General features: G+C 45.6%; 18 protein-coding genes. 13 read left to right on the top strand and 5 right to left on the bottom strand.

Translation table 11 applies throughout. The features are described 5' to 3' along the window. The 8 genes from DF182_RS27845 to DF182_RS27810 all read left to right on the top strand — a co-directional run bounded on the left by DF182_RS27845 (position 1) and on the right by DF182_RS27810 (position 10846). The gene (locus DF182_RS27845; protein ID WP_113619029.1) at positions 1-1617 is read left to right on the top strand and encodes an MBL fold metallo-hydrolase; all 1617 of its coding nucleotides are present in this window, start codon (positions 1-3) and stop codon (positions 1615-1617) included. 81 nt (positions 1618-1698) lie between these two features. Next, positions 1699-3351 (top strand): cyclic peptide export ABC transporter, encoded by a 1653-nt coding sequence (locus DF182_RS27840; RefSeq protein WP_113619028.1) that lies wholly within the window; start codon positions 1699-1701, stop codon positions 3349-3351. A 28-nt stretch (positions 3352-3379) separates the two neighbouring features. Next, on the top strand, positions 3380-5794 hold the full coding sequence (locus DF182_RS27835) for an outer membrane beta-barrel family protein (RefSeq protein ID WP_161964291.1): 2415 nt from the start codon (positions 3380-3382) through the stop codon (positions 5792-5794). An 11-nt stretch (positions 5795-5805) separates the two neighbouring features. Continuing rightward, the gene (locus DF182_RS27830) at positions 5806-6534 is read left to right on the top strand and encodes a thioesterase II family protein (RefSeq protein WP_113619026.1); all 729 of its coding nucleotides are present in this window, start codon (positions 5806-5808) and stop codon (positions 6532-6534) included. Positions 6535-6618: 84 nt separating this feature from the next. Further along, positions 6619-7182: a TetR/AcrR family transcriptional regulator gene (locus DF182_RS27825; protein ID WP_113619025.1), complete on the top strand. Its 564-nt coding sequence runs from the start codon at positions 6619-6621 to the stop codon at positions 7180-7182. A gap of 88 nt (positions 7183-7270) precedes the next feature. After that, positions 7271-8224: an alpha/beta fold hydrolase gene (locus DF182_RS27820; RefSeq protein WP_113619024.1), complete on the top strand. Its 954-nt coding sequence runs from the start codon at positions 7271-7273 to the stop codon at positions 8222-8224. A gap of 39 nt (positions 8225-8263) precedes the next feature. Beyond that, positions 8264-9700 (top strand): MFS transporter, encoded by a 1437-nt coding sequence (locus tag DF182_RS27815; protein WP_113619023.1) that lies wholly within the window; start codon positions 8264-8266, stop codon positions 9698-9700. Between the two features lie 138 nt (positions 9701-9838). Further along, a complete protein-coding gene (locus DF182_RS27810) occupies positions 9839-10846 on the top strand; it encodes a hypothetical protein (protein WP_113619022.1) in 1008 nt (335 codons plus the stop codon). On the opposite strand, the gene DF182_RS27805 is transcribed toward DF182_RS27810, so the two are convergent. Further along, positions 10843-11604: a LytR/AlgR family response regulator transcription factor gene (locus tag DF182_RS27805; RefSeq protein WP_113619021.1), complete on the bottom strand. Its 762-nt coding sequence runs from the start codon at positions 11602-11604 to the stop codon at positions 10843-10845. The genes DF182_RS27810 and DF182_RS27805 overlap by 4 nt on opposite strands. Beyond that, positions 11585-12607, bottom strand: coding sequence for a sensor histidine kinase (locus DF182_RS27800; RefSeq protein ID WP_113619020.1), 1023 nt, complete (start codon positions 12605-12607; stop codon positions 11585-11587). Before DF182_RS27800 ends, DF182_RS27805 begins: the two co-directional genes overlap by 20 nt. A 253-nt stretch (positions 12608-12860) precedes the next feature. Between DF182_RS27800 and DF182_RS27795 the strand changes: the two genes are divergently transcribed. The 4 genes from DF182_RS27795 to DF182_RS27780 are packed head-to-tail and all read left to right on the top strand — an operon-like array spanning position 12861 to position 15513. Beyond that, complete coding sequence (locus tag DF182_RS27795; protein WP_113619019.1) at positions 12861-13796, top strand: heme-binding domain-containing protein; 936 nt, start codon at positions 12861-12863, stop codon at positions 13794-13796. A gap of 11 nt (positions 13797-13807) precedes the next feature. Next, positions 13808-14266, top strand: a complete 459-nt coding sequence (locus DF182_RS27790) for a hypothetical protein (RefSeq protein ID WP_113619018.1) — start codon at positions 13808-13810, stop codon at positions 14264-14266. 23 nt (positions 14267-14289) lie between these two features. Continuing rightward, positions 14290-15039 carry a DUF1223 domain-containing protein gene (locus DF182_RS27785; RefSeq protein ID WP_113619017.1) on the top strand — a complete coding sequence of 250 codons (750 nt, stop codon included), beginning with the start codon at positions 14290-14292 and terminating at the stop codon, positions 15037-15039. A gap of 48 nt (positions 15040-15087) precedes the next feature. Continuing rightward, complete coding sequence (locus DF182_RS27780) at positions 15088-15513, top strand: organic hydroperoxide resistance protein (RefSeq protein ID WP_211327227.1); 426 nt, start codon at positions 15088-15090, stop codon at positions 15511-15513. 287 nt (positions 15514-15800) lie between these two features. Here DF182_RS27780 and DF182_RS27775 read toward each other — a convergent pair whose 3' ends face one another. Beyond that, a complete protein-coding gene (locus DF182_RS27775) occupies positions 15801-16442 on the bottom strand; it encodes a hypothetical protein (RefSeq protein ID WP_147243568.1) in 642 nt (213 codons plus the stop codon). 180 nt (positions 16443-16622) lie between these two features. Between DF182_RS27775 and budA the strand changes: the two genes are divergently transcribed. Then, positions 16623-17393 (top strand): acetolactate decarboxylase, encoded by a 771-nt coding sequence (gene budA / locus DF182_RS27770; protein ID WP_113619015.1) that lies wholly within the window; start codon positions 16623-16625, stop codon positions 17391-17393. A gap of 91 nt (positions 17394-17484) precedes the next feature. Here budA and DF182_RS27765 read toward each other — a convergent pair whose 3' ends face one another. Continuing rightward, positions 17485-17934 carry a T9SS type A sorting domain-containing protein gene (locus tag DF182_RS27765; RefSeq protein ID WP_113619014.1) on the bottom strand — a complete coding sequence of 150 codons (450 nt, stop codon included), beginning with the start codon at positions 17932-17934 and terminating at the stop codon, positions 17485-17487. Between the two features lie 25 nt (positions 17935-17959). Next, positions 17960-19009, bottom strand: coding sequence for a hypothetical protein (locus DF182_RS27760; RefSeq protein ID WP_113619013.1), 1050 nt, complete (start codon positions 19007-19009; stop codon positions 17960-17962). Positions 19010-19013 lie beyond the last annotated feature (4 nt).

The raw sequence follows: 19013 nt of genomic DNA, 5'->3' as shown, positions 1-19013 counted from the left end.
ATGCAAGACAACAAGTGGTATCTGAAGCCTAATGTCGTAATTGAACCACTATTTGAAAGATGGTATGCCTGGTCTCACCTGATCTCTCCGGCTACTGCTGCGATGAATACAGTAGGCAGACATCTTAAAATCATGAACTCCTATATTCAGTCGGAACAAATCCATGCCGCAGCCGTAAAAAACCCTAAAATGCTAGGCGGCCCATTCATGGATTATCAGGTGCCTCGCGTGGAAGAAATCAAAGCGCTCAAAGAACGTACCCTGGAAAACCAGGCCAACCTGGTAGCCTTTGCTGCAGCGGTGCAGGAACTCGACAAAATGCTGAAAGCAAACGCCAATGGACATTCACTCGAAACACTATACGAAAAAGTACCCGAAATCCTGAAAGGCTACGTGGAACTGGTATATGATCTGAACAACAATCCTTCGTTCCGCTTTTTTGAGTCCTTACTGTATGAAAGCGAATTTTATAATCCGGCCTCACAAAGTATCGCCCTCTGGCTTACAGACAACGATGACCGCCCGTTTTGCTTAAGTACCCCGAAACTCGATGAGCCGAATGTTCTGCATTTAAACATTCCGTTCAACCATGAAGGTATTGATATGCTCGGCAAGATGAAGCGTCAGGGCGGTTCTATCGATGAAGTAGCTGCCATACTGGGCGTACAGGACAGCAACCGCGATCTGTTTAATACCTTCTTTACACAACAGGAACATCCCACTTACAGTAAATATGAAGGCGATAAAGTAAGAATGCGCTACTTTGGTCATGCCGCCATTCTCATCGAAACAAAAGATATCAGTGTACTCGTGGACCCGGTTATCAGCTACTATGGATACGAATCCAGCGTTTCACACTTCTCCGATATCGATGTACCCGATGTAATCGACTATGTGCTGATCACCCATAACCATCAGGACCACATCCTGTTTGAAACACTGCTTCCTTTAAGACATAAAATAAAGAACATTATCGTTCCCCGTACTACCAGCGGTGCCCTGCAGGATCCTAACCTGAAGCTGATGTTCAACAAAATCGGTTTCAATAACGTCATCGAGATCGATGAACTGGAAACCATCCGCTTCAAAAACTGCGCTATCACCGGCATACCTTTCACCGGTGAGCACAGCGATCTCAATGTAAAAGCCAAATCCTGCTTCCACATTGCCGTCAATAAGTTCTCTTTCCTCTTTGTGGCTGACTCCAGAGTACTCGAAGCCAAACTGTACCAACATGTACATAAGATTATCGGCAACGTAGACGTAGTGTTCCTGGGCATGGAATGTGACGGAGCACCATTAACCTGGCTGTATGGTCCGCTGCTGACGGAAGATATGCCACGTGATAAAGACCAGTCCAGAAGACTCTCCGGATCTGACTTCAGGAAAGGGTTGCACCTCATAGAAACCTTCCATCCCAAAGAAGCATACGTTTATGCGATGGGCATGGAACCATGGCTCAAATTCATCAGCAGTATCAAATACACGGATGAATCCAATCCGATCATTCAATCCAATATGCTCGTTGAAGAATGTGGCAAACGCGGAATTATTGCGGAAAGGCTCTTTGGCGAAAAAGAATTACTGTATGAATATGCAGAAGTAGCTGCGTTATAAATTTTTTTCTAACAACACAAAACCTTAACCGTAAAACTGGTAGTTCTCTACCGGTTCTCTTTTTACCTTAACATCTTTGTCATGAAACAGATACTTTATTTGATATCACCGGTGTTTGGCAGAAGCAGGCTTATCCGGTATATTCTGCTGGGAATTTTTGCCGGCGCCTGCAGCTTCGCTTTTATCACCGCTATCACCAGATTCATTGATCTGGCCATTAACGGTTCACTGACCCGTATAGAGCCCAGGTATCTGCTATTGTGCGCCGCTATCATTTTGTTACTGATAGGCGCCAGAAGAGCGCTAACGCTTGGTATTATTCAATCTTCCCAACAACTCTTCCGGACATTGCGGCAGGAAATTCTCGCACGTATACTGAATTCCGGCTATCAGCAGCTGACTGAAAGAAGGAATCATATCAATACCGCCATCCTCCGGGATGTATATGTGCTGACGGAAGCCTCTATGAGCATTATACAATTCTTTACAGCGCTGGTAATGGGTGTGGGCTGTCTGATTTACCTGGCTGTCATTTCAATCTGGCTTTTTGCAGTTACGATAGCGGTGGTGGTGACAGGCGTGGTGGTTTATTCCCTGAACAACCAAACCAACAGCCAGCGCTTTAATCAGGGCCGTGTGCTGGAAGACAGGTTCATGGAGTATTTCAACGCCATACTCAATGGCTTTAAGGAAATCAATATGGACCCGAGGAAAGGCAATGATATCTACGAACATAAGATAGGCCCTGTCAACAATGAATCCTACGAAAATAACGTTGCCGCACATACGGGATTTCTGAATAACCAGATGATCGGGCAAGTGCTCTTTTATCTGCTCATTGCCACCGTGCTGCTCGTTTTCAGCATTATACTGCATATCAAAGCTGGCAGTGTCGTTAGTTTTGTATTCACCCTGCTTTATCTGCTCAGTTCCATAGAAACCGTATTGGGCGCTTTACCCAGCCTCACAAGAGCCAAAGTGGCGGCCATACATATCAAGGACCTGCAGACAAAACTGGCCGGTGAAAGCACAGAAAACAGACTTCCTGCCAGGTATATATTAAAAGATGAATTCAAAAGCCTTGAAATTGCAGACCTCTGTTACTCCTATCATAATGGCGCTTTCAAAATAGGCCCTGTCAATATGGAGATCCGGAAAGGTGAAACAATTTTTATTTATGGCGGTAACGGTAGCGGCAAAACGACCTTCATCCATAACATCACCGGTATAAGAACTCCCAGTGAAGGGCAGCTTATCTTAAATGGTACACCAGTCACTGCGGCTGATCTGCCAGAATACAAGACTGCCTTTGCCGTGGTATTCAGCGATTTTTATCTGTTTGATGAACTGGTAGGTGTTCCGGAAGTAGATGCCAGTAAATGGGCGTATTATCTGCGTTTGTTTGAGCTGGAAGACAAAATAAAAATAGAAGGACGTCATTTCTCTACCACCAGTCTCTCCACCGGCCAAAGGAAACGTCTGGCTCTGATAGCCGCCCTGATGGAAAACAAACCGCTGCTGGTGCTGGACGAATGGGCCGCAGATCAGGACCCATACTTCAGGAAAAAATTTTATACCGAGATTATTCCACTGTTAAAGAAAGAAGGTATCAGTACCATTGCCATCACACATGATGATAAATATTATCATACCGCCGATAAACTTTATAAGATGGACTATGGCAATCTGATCAGAGAAGATATCAATACTTATGCCGACAGCTCTTTTCCATAAGCCGACAGCATCCTTAAAAAACATGCGTATGAATTATAAAATTTTAGCAGGGATGGTTATGCTGCTGCTTATCCTGTTTGCGCAGGCCACACCGGCTAAAACACATTCCATCCTGGAAGGACAGATCAACGGCCAGGTAATGGATGCAGGTAATTCGCCGGTACCATTTGCCGCGATATACCTCATAAAAGCCACCGATTCTGCGGTGGTTGGCCGCATGCTAACCGATGCCACAGGGCAGTACCAGTTCTCCGGTATAGCTGCCGGCGACTATTTAATAAAAGTAACCGTGCTGGGCTTTAATACTGCCTATTCCGGATTAATCAGGCTGTCAGCTGACGCCACTTTCAACGCAGGCACCATCACCATTACGCCTTCGGTCACCACGCTGAGCGCAGTAGAGATAGCAGGCCGGAAAGCTACCGTCGAAAGAAAAGCCGACCGTTTTGTCCTGAACGTAGAAAAAAGCGCCATGGCTGCCGGCAACTCCATAGACCTTCTTAAATCAACACCTTTTGTATCGCTGTCTTCATCCAATGAAGTAAAACTGCAAGGCCGGAAAACAATGTTCCTCGTTGATGGTAAACCCGTGCCGGAAGCCTCTGTACAGGATATCCTGCAAATGATCCCCGCCGGCAACATCGCTACGATAGAACTGATCACCAATCCCTCTTCTAAATATGATGCCGCTTACGGCGCTGTCATCAATATCATCACCAGAAAAAAACAACTGGAAGGCATCACCGGCAATATACGCGCTGAAGGTGCACAGGGCAAATATGGAGAATACGGCGCCAACGGCAGGCTCACCTATAAAAAGAACCAGACAACACTTTTTGGCATGGCCGGCTATACGAAAAGAGACCAGCAGTCTTTTAACGGCATGGACAAAGAACTGGGTCCAACGCAAAACACAGACCTTATTACAGAAAACATCACCAGAACATTCTATCAGCATATTTATTCCCTGCAGGCAGGCGCCGAATTCGGCCTGACAGACAACCAGACACTCGGCATACTGGCCACCGGCAGGATCAACCGCAGCACCGGCCTCTTTGAATCACAGAATGACTTCAGCAGACTACATTCCCCACTGGACTCTTCTTTATTCACCGGCAGCCCGCTTAACAACAAAGGCGCTACCTATAATTTTAATCTGAACTACCATTTAATCAGTGACTCCGGTAAAAACGAACTGACATTACTCACTACGTATACCCCTTACCGTAGTGACTTCTTCCAGTCATTCACCTCCAGGCTAGCAGATGCCAAAGGCAATACCATCCGGACTCCGGCAGATTACCGCATTGACAACAAAACAGATATTGACATCTACATTGCGCAGGCTGACTACACCCACAGCTTCTCCGGAAAATGGAAACTGGAAAGCGGACTTAAATACCAGTATACCAATTCTGCAAACGATATTCTGTATGAGGACAACAGCAGCGGTAAGTTTGTGAAGACACCTGACTTCTCCAGCAACAATCACCTGAAAGAGTCCATTTATGCGGGTTATGCGATTGCCTCCAAAGACTGGGGCAAAAATAAGATAGAAGCCGGTGTAAGAGCGGAAAACACCAGTGCAGAATATATAGGTAATTTCTCACAACACTATTTTAAGCTCTTCCCCACTTTTACCTTTCAGCACGATTTTAATGATCAGTACAACTTCAATCTGTCGTACAAAAAAACGATCAGCCGTGCACCATATAATGAGCTGGTCCCCTATACCATCTTTATCAATCAATATACCGTATTCACCGGCAATCCGGCGCTACAGCCTCAGATCGATCAGATCATCGCCCTTAATACAACTTTAAAAAAGGTGAACATATCCTTCGTTTATACCCTTACCAAAGGTATGTTCGGGCAGTTTCCACTCAGACAGGACTATGATTCCAAGGTCACCTACTTCGCCACTCAGAATCTGGACAATGCCAGTGATTTCCATATAGACATCTTTTATCCGCAGCGTATCACCAGCTGGTGGAGTACAGAGAACAGCGGATCTGCCTTTGGATACTCCAACGCAGAAGGAACGGTGCTGGGAAAATCTTTCAGCCTATCTTCCACCTGGTTTAATGTGAAGTCCAGCCATACTTTTGAATGTTCGAAAAATGTGAAACTCGAAATAGTAGCTTATTATACTTCAGCCCTGACTTCAGAACTCACCAAAATTGGCAGTGTGGGTAACATAGATGCCTCCCTGCTGATCAACATCCTCCAAAACAAAGGACAGATAAGGATTTCAGGCACAGATATCCTGCAAAGGAACGTATATTATTCCGCGCAATATTTTGATATGTACCGCTCACAGAAAAACAGATACGTAGATAGTCGCAGGCTGGGTATTGGGTTTACCTATAACTTTGGTAAAACCAAAATAGCCACGCCACCTAAAAAACTGGGTAATAATGATGCTTTACAAAGAATACAATAACGGTAACGGATATGGGAATTAATATATTTTGTTTTCATTTTGCAGGTGGTAGCCGCTTCTCCTATCATATGTATAATGCGGTAGCGCCGGCCGGACTGAATATTGTGCCGGTAGAGTTGCCCGGCAGAGGCGACAGGATACAGGAACCGCTGCTGACTGATGTTCATCTCATGGTGGAAGATATGTTCCAACAGATCAAACAGCAGCTTCATACACCTTACGCGATTTACGGCCATAGTCTTGGCGCCCTCCTGGCCTACCTGGTATCTGCCAGGATCATGCAGGAAGGGTTGAATAACCCCATTCATCTGTTTGTTTCGGGAAGAAGCGCCCCCTCTACTATCAGGACCTCCACGACGCTGGTATCATCCCTGCCTCATACGGAGTTTATCGACAGGCTGAAGGAATACGGCGGTTTTCCGGAAGATCTGCTGGCAGATGAACATATCATGCGTTTCTTCGGTCCCATTCTGAGGTCCGATTTCCGGGGCGTAGAGAATTATAGCTACCAGGGTCCCGCGGCATTGCAGGTACCTATAACGGTAATGATTGGCCAGGAAGATAAAACGACTTACGAAAATGCCTGCACCTGGGCACTGGAAACCTCCGGGAAGGTGACGGTAAAGGTTTTCCCAGGCAAACATTTCTTTATCTATGATCATCCTAAAGAAATCGTTCAGACGATTACTACCGCTTTGTATACCTCTTATATTTCAAATTCTTCACAATCATCTGTTTAACGTCCTCTGCTCAGTTTTTATAAAATTTTAGATAGATCTATCTATTTTTATAAAAAATCATACATTTGTTGCATAATTGAGTTTATGCCTGAAAAAGTAAAAGTGCGGGACCGGATCCTGAATGTGGCCACCAGATTGTTTTACCACCAGGGATTTAATCAAACTGGGATCAATCAGATCATTGCGGAAGCTGATATCGCGATTGGTTCCCTGTATAATCATTTTCCCTCCAAAAACGATTTGCTACTGGCTTATCTGAAAAAGCAGGAAGATGAATGGTTTGAAGGGATGGAGAAATTCAGTGAAGGTGCAAACCATCCAAAGGAAAGGATACTGAAGTTTGTTGACTTCAGGATTGAGCAACAGGAGCAGTCTCACTTTTCCGGCTGTCCTTTTACAAAGATCATCGCGGAGATAGGCACCCTGGATCCAAAAGTACGGCAACTGGTGGAAGATCATAAGTACCGGCAGCGTATGCTGTTGCACGGGCTGTTCCGGCAGCTTGACTACGATGGCCCGATGGATAAGAAGCTGCTGGCGGATAATTTTTTTTTAATGGTGGAGGGAGCTACCATCAACTCTACTATTTCCCGAAATATACAAGCCCTGGAAAGCGTGCGGAAGTTTATCAAAAAAATGATCTCCTGATTTTTTAAGTCCCTTCAACGGGACTATTTTTTTAAGCTAAAATAAATAGATATATCTATCTATTTGTAAAATTCATAAAATTAAAACTATGATACACCGTCACGAAACGTTTAACGGTACCTATCCGTTTGCGGCTCACTTTACAGCAGCCCCGGGTTTTGACATGCACTATGTAGATGAAGGGGAAGGCCCGGTAGTACTGTGTTTACATGGAGAACCCACCTGGGGGTATCTGTTCAGGCATCTGACCGCACAACTTTGCACCAATCACCGCGTAATTGTACCAGACCATATGGGGTTCGGGAAAAGTGAAACACCAGCCGACAGGACCTACTGGCTGCAGGACCATATTGACAATCTGGAGAAACTGGTGCTGGACCTGGACCTGCAGGACATCACCCTGGTGATGCACGACTTCGGTGGCCCAATGGGCATGGGACTGGCAGCCAGACATCCTGATCGTATAGCCAGGATAGTTAGTATCAATGCCCCGGCAGCATTTGGTCAGCCCACCCTGGGAGCCACACTGGAAGCCAATACCGCGGAATCGCCCTGGTTCACCTGGGTCATCCGGGCAGCACAGGAAGGCCGGCTGGAAGGCGTATTAAATGAAAGTCATTACAACATCCTGAGTACCCTTAAACTCAACGGATTTGAGCGTAATGAGCTCATCACGGCTACCTGGCTGAAAGCCTATGCCGCGCCATTTGCCACACCTGCCGACTGCCGCGGGGTACTGGGATGGGCCGCCGGTTTTGCGGCAGGCATGCATCAATTTGAAAACCCCGATACCATCGCCAGAGAAAAAATCAGCCGACTGCCAGCCTTGTGTATCTGGGGCTCCGCCGATCAAACCCTGCACGGCAAATACTTCATTCCCCTGTTCCGTTCCCTTTTTCCCGATGGACAGGTATATGAGCTACCGCAGGCCGGCCACTATAGCCCTGAAGATGCCCCCGATGCAATAGCATGGCTGCTCAGCCGGTTTCTCGGCCTCAACCCGGTAGGAAAACCCACACAACACATCATTCCGGTTATATAATTTTTTTTACTTTAAAATAGATAGATTTATCTATATATTATGAAAACAAAAGCATCAAGATGGTTATCCATGATCATTGTGTCTTCCGCTATCTTCCTGGCGGTGATCGACATATTTGTGGTGAATGTGGCCTTGCCCGCCATCAAAAGAGGGCTCCATGGAACAAATGGTGAATTACAACTGGTAGTAGCTATCTATTTACTTGGCTATTCCTGTCTGCTTATCACGGGTGGCCGCCTGGGTGACTATTACGGCCGGAAAAAAATATTTGTCGCCGGCATGTTGCTTTTCACTATCAGCTCCTTTCTTTGCGGACTGGCACAGTCACCCTGGCAATTGAATGTCGCCCGTTTCTTTCAAGGCATTACCGCCGCAATGATGACACCACAAGGTGTCTCCTATATTCAGGTTTTGTTTCCTGAGGAGAAAGAACGCATGAAAGCCATCGGTATCTATGGTATCATTGCCGGCTCTGCATCAGTGATAGGGCAGTTTCTGGGCGGAATGCTACCAGACACTCATTTTGCAGTGGAAGGCTGGCGGCTGATCTTCTTTATCAATGTACCGGTTGGAATAATTGCCCTGGTATTTGCTTTACTTTTTTTAAAAGAAACGCCCCGCAACACTTCCCTGAAATTTGATTATGGTGGTGTAGCACTACTCACCCCCACCCTCTTCTGCCTGGTTTTCCCGGTGATACAGGGCCGTGAACTAGGCTGGCCAGCCTGGAGTATAGTCATGCTCCTGGCAGCCGTCGCACTCTTTTTCCTCTTCAACCGGAACCAGCAGAAAAAACTGGCTCAGGGAAAAGAGCCGCTGATCAACGCACGCCTCTTTCATTATAAAGACTTTCGTATAGGGCTATACGCTTCGATATTCTATTTCCTGGTACAGGAGTCGTATTTCCTGATCACCGGCGTATTCTTTCAGGACGGCCTGGGCATCCCCTCGTATACAACCGGCACTTATTTTGTTTTTCAGGGTATCGGTTATGTGATCGCCTCTATCCTTTCTGTAAAACTAATTCAGTCCTATGGCAAAAAAGTCCTGGTAGCTGGCGTACTGATCATGATCCTGTCTTTTATCCTGCATATCTTTTTATTGGTCAGCAAAGACGCATCTGCCTTTACTTTTTCATTCGTTCTGCTGTTATACGGTGTAGGATGCGGTTCTGTGCTGCCTTCTCTGCTGGCGTTTTCTTTAAAAGGTATCCCGCAACAATTTGCAGGCGCAGCATCAGGTACTTATTACACGGCGCAACAATCGGCGATTGCCATGGGCGCCGGTATTGTAGGCGGCGTATTTTTTTACTTCACCGGTGATACCCCATTACTCACTGATTATCTTACGGCCTACAAGGCTGCTGCTATCCTGAGTATTTTTATGCTGTTCATAGTGATTGGCTTTTTGCTGATTATGCCTGATAGTAAAACCAAAACCACTCAAAAAGTACCAGCCGAAGAATTTTTTGTGTAAGTGTGCCAATACTGCTACGCTAAACATAAACAGGACAAGTCCCGGAATACAGGACTTGTCCTGCTTCTTGACACAACCGGGAATATTTTTTATTTTGCAATAACATGTTCTTCCGGCATGTTTATAAAATAAAGTAGCATGTTCAACACACTTACCGATCTGATAGGATTAAGGATTGATGATAGCAGGATGATTGAATTTATAGAGAAGAATGGATTCAAGTACCCTAAGAAACCCTTTATTTCCAATCGCTCTACAGACACTACCTATTGGGTAGAAAATAAAAAACTGGGTATTGATTTACTATTCAGTGCACGCACCTATCTTGATAACTATCCGCTGATACCAGGAGATAAAAAAGGAATTTATGTACCGGTGCTAGGTAGGGCAAGATGGTATAACAATAAATCGAATACCATCTTCCCACAGGGCCTGGATTTCAATCATGATTTTGAGTCCCTGAAGCTGAAGCTGGGCGAACCTACCTTAAAAAGCAGTGATATCTCACCTGTATGGTTAAACGACGATGGCAGCGAAAGTTTTTACCGCTGGAGCATCTGTTTGGATGAAGGCAAAGACATTTTCTGGGGCCTTGAGTTTACTGACGATCAAACGATCAACGATTTTACCCTTGGACTGGAATATAAAAATCCGCTCTTTTATCTATACGATGAATGGGTATACGAAGATGTTGACCGCTTTTTGCAATGGAAAAATTTTAACAAGACTTCTTATTTGATGTTCCTGCAATGGGCCATCGAAAGGGATTTGATAAAAACAACCGATAGTACGGCCGAAGCAATCCGGCAGGTTAAAGCGGGTGCAGCACCTGTTACAGACTGGGTCAGCGCCCTTGACAGAGGATTTATATTGTCTTCGGATTTTGCTGCTGAACGGCCGTTCATCAAGGCTTACATCAACAACTTAAGCGGACACGATATACTGTATAACCGGGATGTTTCATACGCTTTTTTAAACAGCAATGAATTAAAACAAAACTATTCCGGGGAAGCAGCTACCCAACAACTGAATGCAGTTATTTATGATGAAGCCAACTATGCCATCGTAAAATCCTTAATCGATAATCGGCTGGCCGAATATAAAAGTCACCGCTTCAGCCGGAGCAAACAATTACAGCCTGCCTAACGATTTTCCATCCACTGCAGGAAATGAGTGATCTTCTCCTTCCCAACCAGCAGTGGTTCCGGTGTAGGCGTTGTCAGGTGTAAAGCCAGCTTCCGGGCTGAGTAATGTTCCACTTCTTTGATGGCATCAAAGTTAACCAGGTACTGCCTGTTGAGCCGGTAAAACTGTTTGACAGACAACTGGGATTGCAGCTGCTCCAGCGTTTGTGAAATGGTATATTTCTGCTCCTGGAAGGTAACGATGTAAGGAGAATCATATTTGATGTAGATGTATGCGATATGTTCTGTACGTACCGTAATATACCGGTTGTTGTGAAAAACCAGGAAGCTGGTTTTTCCATCATTCCGGTCCAGACGCCGGACAAGCTCCTGCCAGTCTGGTTGGGACTGTTGCTGAAAGAAGCTCCGGAAACTGTCTATTTTCCCAAAGGCCGTTTCCAGATCCGCAGCAGAATAGGGCTTCAGCAAATAATCAACGCCATTCGATTTAATGGCATCCATAGCGTATTCGCCAAATGCAGTACAAAAAATAACCGGGGACACCACCTTTATCTGCCTGAATATTTCGAAACATAAACCATCAGATAATTGTACATCCATAAATATCAGGTCTGGCGCTTCATGAGCTGATAAATAGGCCACCGCGCCTTCGATACTCTGTTGTATGGGTTCCACAACGGCTTCCGGCTTTATTTTGGCAATCATACCTGCAAGCGATTTTGCTGCTTTTATTTCATCTTCAATTATGAGTATCTTCATGGATTATCGGCAATTTAACTACAAACGTTTCGGTATCGGGTGCGATCACAATATTCTTATTGAGCAGATGATAATACCGTTCATTGATATTATCTAACCCAATCCCAGTCGATGATTCCGGCGTCATCTTCGGCTGGATATTATTCTTTACAACAATATAATTCCCATCTGAATAAATCGCTATACGCAGTGGTTTATCCAATGCAACGATGTTATGTTTGATACAGTTTTCCACCAGCAACTGTAGGGTAAATGGCGGAATCATAGACTGCTCATGACTTTCCTGCACCTGTATGTCTACTTCAATGCCTTCTTCAAAACGAGCTTTCAGTAAAAATAAGTATGCCATCAATATCTTCATCTCTTCTGAAAACCTGATTAGGTCCATTTTTCTGTTCTCCAGGGTAAATCTGTAGAAGTCCGATAGTTTAAGGATAAAATCGACGGAATTTTCATCCTTGTCCTCCACCATGTATTTCAGGGTATTCAACGTATTAAACAGAAAATGAGGATTCACCTGTTGTCTCAGTAATTCAAACTGGGCCGCCAGGTTGTCCATCCGGGTACGCTCCAGTTCAATGCTCACCCGCTGGTTCTGATACGTTTGATACAGCAGATGAATAAACATATAGAACGTTAAATTAATCAGCACTCCTCTTACCTCAAACATCAGCATGACCGGCCCAAAGTTAAGATGAGTAAGCAGTTGCTGCTGTAAATAAGATAACAGGAACATCACCACCAGGCCCACCGCCAGGTTTTTTACCAACGGGTAAACAGCGAAGCCACGGTTTACTTCCTGAGAAGTATATACGGGTAAGGTGAAGATATTATAATACCAGACAAACAAGGAGAATACAAAGGTAATCAGTGAGTTGGCGATGGTTTCATATATATTGAACTGATGCTGGATCAGGCTGGGCAATGATACGATCACACCCAGAAACAAAGAACTCAGCCAGATGATCCTGCCAGAGATTTTAAATGTCTGTCTCTTCTTCATATGGCATCAAAGATATACGGATTTAGGCTACTGAGGACAAAAATCAGGGCCAACCCGGCATATTAGCCCCTGATCCCGGCATTCTCCGGATTAACCAGGCAACAAAGGCCATACGGCCGCATACCGGCTAAAAAGCATCCTGTTTTTTCAGCGCCGATTCTGTCCGGCACACCCCTTCTTTTGCCGGGTACAGGGTATTCCATTTTCAGGGGCAAGCGGATTCCAGTCTATTTGTGTTGTAATACAACGAACCATGAAAATATCCAAGCCGCTTAAAATCCTTTTCATCGCCGCAGGTGCAGTAACACTGGTAACAACAGCTATGACTGTCACCTCCACAGTGGTAGACAATCCGCCGGTAACCGGCGAAATACAGGCACCTGCCGAAGTACAACAGCTATTCAGACATGCGTGTTATGATTGTCATTCCAACACCAGCAACCTGAAATGGTTTGATAAACTGCCTGTTGTAGCAGGACTTGTACGGAAAGATATTCTGGCCGCCAGAGAGCATCTCAACTTTTCTGAATGGGATAAACTTCCTCCATCCACCCAACAAGCAGCGTTATGGGAAGCCTATAATATGATCCGCTCTGGTAATATGCCACTTCCCTCCTATGCCGCACTGCACAGCAATGCCAAAGTAAGCGATGAAGAGCTTTCCGCGCTGCGTAATTATCTTAATACCATGCGGGTAACAGTAAAGCCGGATAGTACTAAAGAAGCTGAAGCCAAACAACAATGGGAAAAGCCGGCATCCAGGACCACCAACTATCCGGTATCTGCCAACGGTATCCGCTATATGCCTGAATACCGCCAGTGGCAGGTGATGAGCACCACCTCCCGTTTTGACAATACCACCATGCGTGTGATGTATGCCAATCCTGTAGCCATGAAAGCCATCCGGGAACAAAAGATACAGCCCTGGCCGGACGGCGCCATCATCGCAAAAGTGGTGTGGGAGAAAACACAGGACAGCAGCGGCATCATTCATCCGGGAAAATTTCTGAACATACAATATATGGTCAGAGATGCAAAACGTTACAGCGAAACGGATGGATGGGGCTATGCGAAATTTGAAACACCAGCCTTAAAACCCTACGGCACCGTGATGACCTTCCAGGGATGCAGCTCCTGCCACCGCGCTGCCAACAAAACAGGCGGCATATTCGATCTTTCCACTCTTTAAATCATTCATATATGCGTATCATATACCTGGCCCTTGCTACTGTAGTCTTTATGAGCTGCGCCCAGACAAAACGGGAACTCCCCGCCATCAGGCCCTATGTTTTCAATGACAGCGGTCTTCGTGTAATCACCACCGTTATCAACGAAAAAGCCGGTACTGTATCTATGTTATACGGCAACAATGCAGCCATGAATTTTCATGCACAACACGCCACTGTCAATTCTCCTAAGGAGCTGTATAAGTTTGTCACCTACCGGGAACAGGATAATCAATACTGGTATGGCAGCTATATCAACGGTGAGCTGCTCAGCGTGGAAACAGTGGATATGGCGCCGTTATCCCAGGGAGAACCACCTCACTATAGTATTCAGCAGTATAACGGTTCTCCGGCAACAGACTATAACGCCGCCACCAGAACAGCATTCATCCAGACATTACAACCAGCCTGGTATCCCTGCGATCCTTATTAATTACAATCAAATATTTTAAAATCATGAAATCACTTATCATATCCGCTATCAGCATGTGCCTTATCAGCCTTTCCGCCTCCTGTTCAGGACCATTGATCAACACCACCGACAGTACCAAAGGTTTTGCAGTGGTAGAACTGTTCACTTCAGAAGGCTGTTCCAGCTGCCCGCCGGCAGATGCGCTGCTCTCCAGGCTGGAGCAGGAGAGCAACGGCAAGCCGGTTTATCTGCTCGCCTTCCACGTAGACTACTGGGACCATCAGGGATGGCGCGACAGCTACAGCCAACATAGCTTCTCCGAAAGACAGCAGCAATATGCGGCATGGCTAAAACGCCCGAATATCTACACACCACAGATGGTGATTAATGGCAGCAGTGAATTTGTAGGATCCAATGTAGCAGCCGTTAAATATGCAATCAACGAATCCCTCAACCAACCAGCATCTACGAACCTCTTACTGCAAACAAAACTGGAAAGCCAACAGCTGGAAGTATCCTGGCAACTGTTGCCCCAGCCTAAAAATACCAGGCTGCTGCTTGCCTTCGTTCAAAAAAACGGACAAAGTCAGGTACGGGCGGGCGAAAATGCAGGAAGAAAACTCTCCCATGTGCAGATCGTACAACAGCTCACTAGTGTGGATCCCGGACGAAACGTCCGCACCTCACTGTCACTTCCGGCAGGATTTAATATGCAAGACTGGGAACTGATTGGTTTTGTACAAAGGGATACTGACGGCCAGATCATCGCCGCAGCAAAAGCAACACTCAAATAATTTATCTAAAAAGACACAAATAGAACTTCACCATAAAAACACATACAGATGAACACTATCAGCAATGACCAGAAAGTAATATACACAGGAAAAACACGCACCACCGGCGGCCGTGAAGGGAAAGCAGTCAGCAATGACGGCCAGCTTGATATTTCGCTCGGATTACCGGGCAGCAGCAAAGGCTCCAATCCGGAACAGCTGTTTGCAGCCGGATGGTCCGCCTGTTTTATAGGCGCCATGGGACTTGCCGCACATGCCCTTCAAATCAGGCTGCCGGAGAATACGGCTGTTAATGCAGAAATAGACCTCGTAACAAAAGATGGTCAATATAACTTACAGGCACGGCTATACGTTGAATTACCCGGACTGGAAGCTACACTGGCTCAACAGCTTATTACCAGTGCACATGCCAACTGTCCTTATTCCAAAGCCACCCGGAACAATATCCCGGTAAGCATCGAACTTGTTGGCTAACCAATCGTTCATGCCTGTTCAAGGAGCTGCGTCAAAAGCAAAAAATGCTTTTGGCGCAGCCTTATACTTTTAGGTCTTATCTGACACTTATATACCACGCAGGCCTTTCCTGCTCACTATTCCAGAAAAGTGCAGCCTGCCCCAATGGTGATCCATCCGGATGACTTAACCGCCATACCACGCCATCATAAATCGTAAAAGTATTTGCGTACAGGACAAAGCAAATTGATTGGCATAAATAAAATGCGGATCAGCATCGGTGTGGCGGGCCTCTTCTTAAAGGGGAGTTATTTGTTGCCTGGCTGTGCGTATTGTTTATCTTCTTCCGATACCGGACCTGTATATCTGAACTTCCGGTGATCATCATTGATGTTGATGACAGCGCTATCGCTTACCAGAAAAGGTATATTGTTGAATACCGGTTTTCCCAGGCCATCGCCGGGTGCAATGATTACTTTATTGACGTTCTCTGGCAGGGTATACGATGAAAATTCTGTATCGTACATAGTATGAATCAGCCACAGCTGCCGGGAAGCGGGCCGGCTGACCAGGGTTTTAAAACCTTCGGTTGTTTGTGTCATTTCAGGATGCTCCGTTACGGCAGGATGTGGTGCGAAGCTAAAGTTGATATACGATGCATGTTGATAGCCGAACTTAAATACCAACAACATTTTACCAGCGGGAACTTTTTCATCTGTTGAAGAAGTGACCACATACTTTCCCTTCACTTTATCAGTGGAGAGATAAATAGTATCGTGCTGTTGTGTCCATATGCCTTTCACAAAAACATCCAGGGCGCCATAGCTCATGGCATATACAAAGCGGTTGTTTTCAAAAATACATAGCTCTTCCGCTACCTCCATCCGGCTGGCATTGTAATAACCTGGTATCACGCGGTTATATTTCTGCCCCTGCGCATTATTTTCCATGATGATCAATAAAAATAAAATCAGTAACCCAGTTACACGCTTCATGTTAACAGTGTCTGGCATTGATTGTTACAGCTGATGTCAGACACCCAAAGATACTAAAGGCGGGTCATTTTGAATGGCGCCGCTTTTTATCTATCTTTCGTTATTCATTTTATCACCCTTTACAAAAGCAAGAACATGTATTCCCCACTTATAGCGCTTTTGATGTGCTGTTCACCATCGCCGGATACTACACACCAACCACTCTTCACCGCAGGGGTAGCCAGTGGATTAATGGGCGGCCTCTATGAAGGATTTTATCCGATAGACTCACTGAAAACAAAAGGCGATTTTGGATTGGGCGCACCGGATAAAATAGATGGAGAACTGCTATTTTTAGACGGCAAAGCTTATCAGACACAGTACACCGGAAAAACAGCGGAGGTATTGCCCGGCCAGCGTACGCCTTTCAGCATGGTCAATTTTTTCCATACAGATATGGTTTTCCGGGTACAACAACCAATGGACAAGGCAGCGCTGTATCACTATCTCGACAGCCTTTTACCCAATACAAACGGGATGTATGCGATTCACCTGAAAGGCAGGTTTACCCACCTGAAAACAAGGGCCTTTCCACCGGTAAAAGAGCACCCCTATCCTACGCTAGCCAGTATGCTGAATCAGCAACGCTTCTTTACCTTCGATAAATGTCAGGGGGATCTTGTGGGATACCGGTTACCATCCTATATGGATAACACCAATATTGCCGGCTATCATTTCCATTATCTGTCTGATACCAAAGATGCAGGAGGGCATATCGTCGATGTTGTTGCAGAAGATGTAACCATCACCATCAGTATACTCGACAGCTATACCGTGCAAATTCCGTCTACGCCGGAGTTTGATCATTTTGACTTTAAGAAAAACAGGCAGGAAGATATTAAAAGTGTAGAGCGGGGTTCCAAATAATATTCAAAGAGGACATTTCCGTATTGTGAAGTGCCCCCAAAAGCCAGACGCTTTTGGGGGCACTTCATTTTAATGATTTATGAATGTACTATCAATATGCATTGTCGCCAGCTGTACCGGTCTTCACTATTTTCCTGGTATAAGGTTTACCATCTTTGATGACACGGATAAAGTAAATACCATCGGGCTGATCGCTCAGGTCGAGCTGAAGCCGGGCGGACTCTTCTACAAGATAGCGTATCACTTTACCGGAAATATTTAATAAGGTAATCTTTGCTCCCTTGAGTGGTTCGGCGAAGATAACGGTAACAGGGCCTGGGGTTGGGTTGGGATACATGGCCTCTGTTTTAATGACCGTTTCGCTGGCTGGTAAGGCCGCAGCGCTTAAACGACCTGTATTATTGCAGATATACTGCCTTTTTACGCGGTTACCGGCGCCGTCATAGTAGAACATGACACCACAGCTACCCTGTGGGATAGTCTGCGCTTCTGCTACAGCGGCTGCAGTCAGCAGTATAATAAATAACAGAAATTGTTTCATATTTAACCAGGTTAATAGATGAATATTAAAAGCTGAGTCCTCCTTTGTCAAGATCCAGTCGTGTGGCCAGTGCTGAAGTACCGGGTACGTTTATGCCTTTACGGTAAATTCTGTCAAAAATATCATTGCGTAAGGCGTTATTTTCAGGGCCTGCTTTTTCCAGTATCCACCGCCAGAACATGGCTCTGTTTTGCCTTTTATCAGGTGTTACCCAGGAAGAGAGCATGATGGAATTATTGTTTTTCTCTACAGGTACCAGCATGTCCTGATAACAGATATACAGTTCGTTCGCAAAGGCGATGCCCCAGCAGGCGGGTATCGCAGCGAGCGCGCTATCTTTGGTAAGCTCATACACATTAAATTTTCCGCTTTTTGTATCGATTTTAACCGTAATATTTTCCACTGACGGTCTGTTGTTGCGGAAGTCTTCATAGCTGAGGTAGGCGCCTGTTTTATATTCCCGGGTAAGCATGACCGGTGCTCTTCCGTTCATGTTGACCGGTTCTGCAATCGCCAGGCGTGTAAAGGTTTTACTATTTTTTTGCAGCGATGCTGAAGGTTGCAATAGCAGGTTTATCGCCTGTGCTATGGCTGAGGTACCGGAATTTTTGCTGACCATCATAACGGTGTCAATGGTGTTGATCAGCTGGTAGCGGTCTTCCCGTATCGGGGTGCTGTAGGTGACAGCTTTCAGGCGCAGAAATCCGTCGTTGCCGTTTTTCTGTTCCTGTATACGCAGGTCCTGTATCACACAAAGCAGGCGGGGTGCGGTGGCTGTATAAAGCGGAGCATATTGTTCTTTTATACAGGTTTGCAACCAGCGATGCATATTGGTGTCCGGCACCAGCCTGGCAGCCTGACCAATTTCATCCGCGGTGACAAAACCGATGGCGGTCGAATCCTGCATAGCAGCAGTGCTGATGTCAATACCGGAGAAAGGCAATGCTGCCGGCGTTGACATTTTTATTTGAGACAGTTTAACTTGCTGAACGGCCTGCGTTACGGGATACTGGGCCTGTAATGCTATATTACAGTGTATCATAATCAGCAGGGCACTTATATATTTCCAGTGCATGTTG

The organism is Chitinophaga flava (assembly GCF_003308995.1).
Lineage (GTDB): Bacteria > Bacteroidota > Bacteroidia > Chitinophagales > Chitinophagaceae > Chitinophaga > Chitinophaga flava.
The sequence above is the reverse complement of the archived record's forward strand: the minus strand, read 5'-3'. Positions and strand labels throughout refer to the sequence as shown.

Excerpts from the sequence above, each read along its gene's own strand:
- DF182_RS27845 (WP_113619029.1), top strand. The coding sequence starts at position 1 with ATGCAAGACAACAAGTGGTATCTGAAGCCTAATGTCGTAATTGAACCA.
- DF182_RS27840 (WP_113619028.1), top strand. The coding sequence starts at position 1,699 with ATGAAACAGATACTTTATTTGATATCACCGGTGTTTGGCAGAAGCAGG.
- DF182_RS27835 (WP_161964291.1), top strand. The coding sequence starts at position 3,380 with ATGAATTATAAAATTTTAGCAGGGATGGTTATGCTGCTGCTTATCCTG.
- DF182_RS27830 (WP_113619026.1), top strand. The coding sequence starts at position 5,806 with ATGGGAATTAATATATTTTGTTTTCATTTTGCAGGTGGTAGCCGCTTC.
- DF182_RS27825 (WP_113619025.1), top strand. The coding sequence starts at position 6,619 with ATGCCTGAAAAAGTAAAAGTGCGGGACCGGATCCTGAATGTGGCCACC.
- DF182_RS27820 (WP_113619024.1), top strand. The coding sequence starts at position 7,271 with ATGATACACCGTCACGAAACGTTTAACGGTACCTATCCGTTTGCGGCT.
- DF182_RS27815 (WP_113619023.1), top strand. The coding sequence starts at position 8,264 with ATGAAAACAAAAGCATCAAGATGGTTATCCATGATCATTGTGTCTTCC.
- DF182_RS27810 (WP_113619022.1), top strand. The coding sequence starts at position 9,839 with ATGTTCAACACACTTACCGATCTGATAGGATTAAGGATTGATGATAGC.
- DF182_RS27805 (WP_113619021.1), bottom strand. The coding sequence starts at position 11,604 with ATGAAGATACTCATAATTGAAGATGAAATAAAAGCAGCAAAATCGCTT.
- DF182_RS27800 (WP_113619020.1), bottom strand. The coding sequence starts at position 12,607 with ATGAAGAAGAGACAGACATTTAAAATCTCTGGCAGGATCATCTGGCTG.
- DF182_RS27795 (WP_113619019.1), top strand. The coding sequence starts at position 12,861 with ATGAAAATATCCAAGCCGCTTAAAATCCTTTTCATCGCCGCAGGTGCA.
- DF182_RS27790 (WP_113619018.1), top strand. The coding sequence starts at position 13,808 with ATGCGTATCATATACCTGGCCCTTGCTACTGTAGTCTTTATGAGCTGC.
- DF182_RS27785 (WP_113619017.1), top strand. The coding sequence starts at position 14,290 with ATGAAATCACTTATCATATCCGCTATCAGCATGTGCCTTATCAGCCTT.
- DF182_RS27780 (WP_211327227.1), top strand. The coding sequence starts at position 15,088 with ATGAACACTATCAGCAATGACCAGAAAGTAATATACACAGGAAAAACA.
- DF182_RS27775 (WP_147243568.1), bottom strand. The coding sequence starts at position 16,442 with ATGGAAAATAATGCGCAGGGGCAGAAATATAACCGCGTGATACCAGGT.
- budA (WP_113619015.1), top strand. The coding sequence starts at position 16,623 with ATGTATTCCCCACTTATAGCGCTTTTGATGTGCTGTTCACCATCGCCG.
- DF182_RS27765 (WP_113619014.1), bottom strand. The coding sequence starts at position 17,934 with ATGAAACAATTTCTGTTATTTATTATACTGCTGACTGCAGCCGCTGTA.
- DF182_RS27760 (WP_113619013.1), bottom strand. The coding sequence starts at position 19,009 with ATGCACTGGAAATATATAAGTGCCCTGCTGATTATGATACACTGTAAT.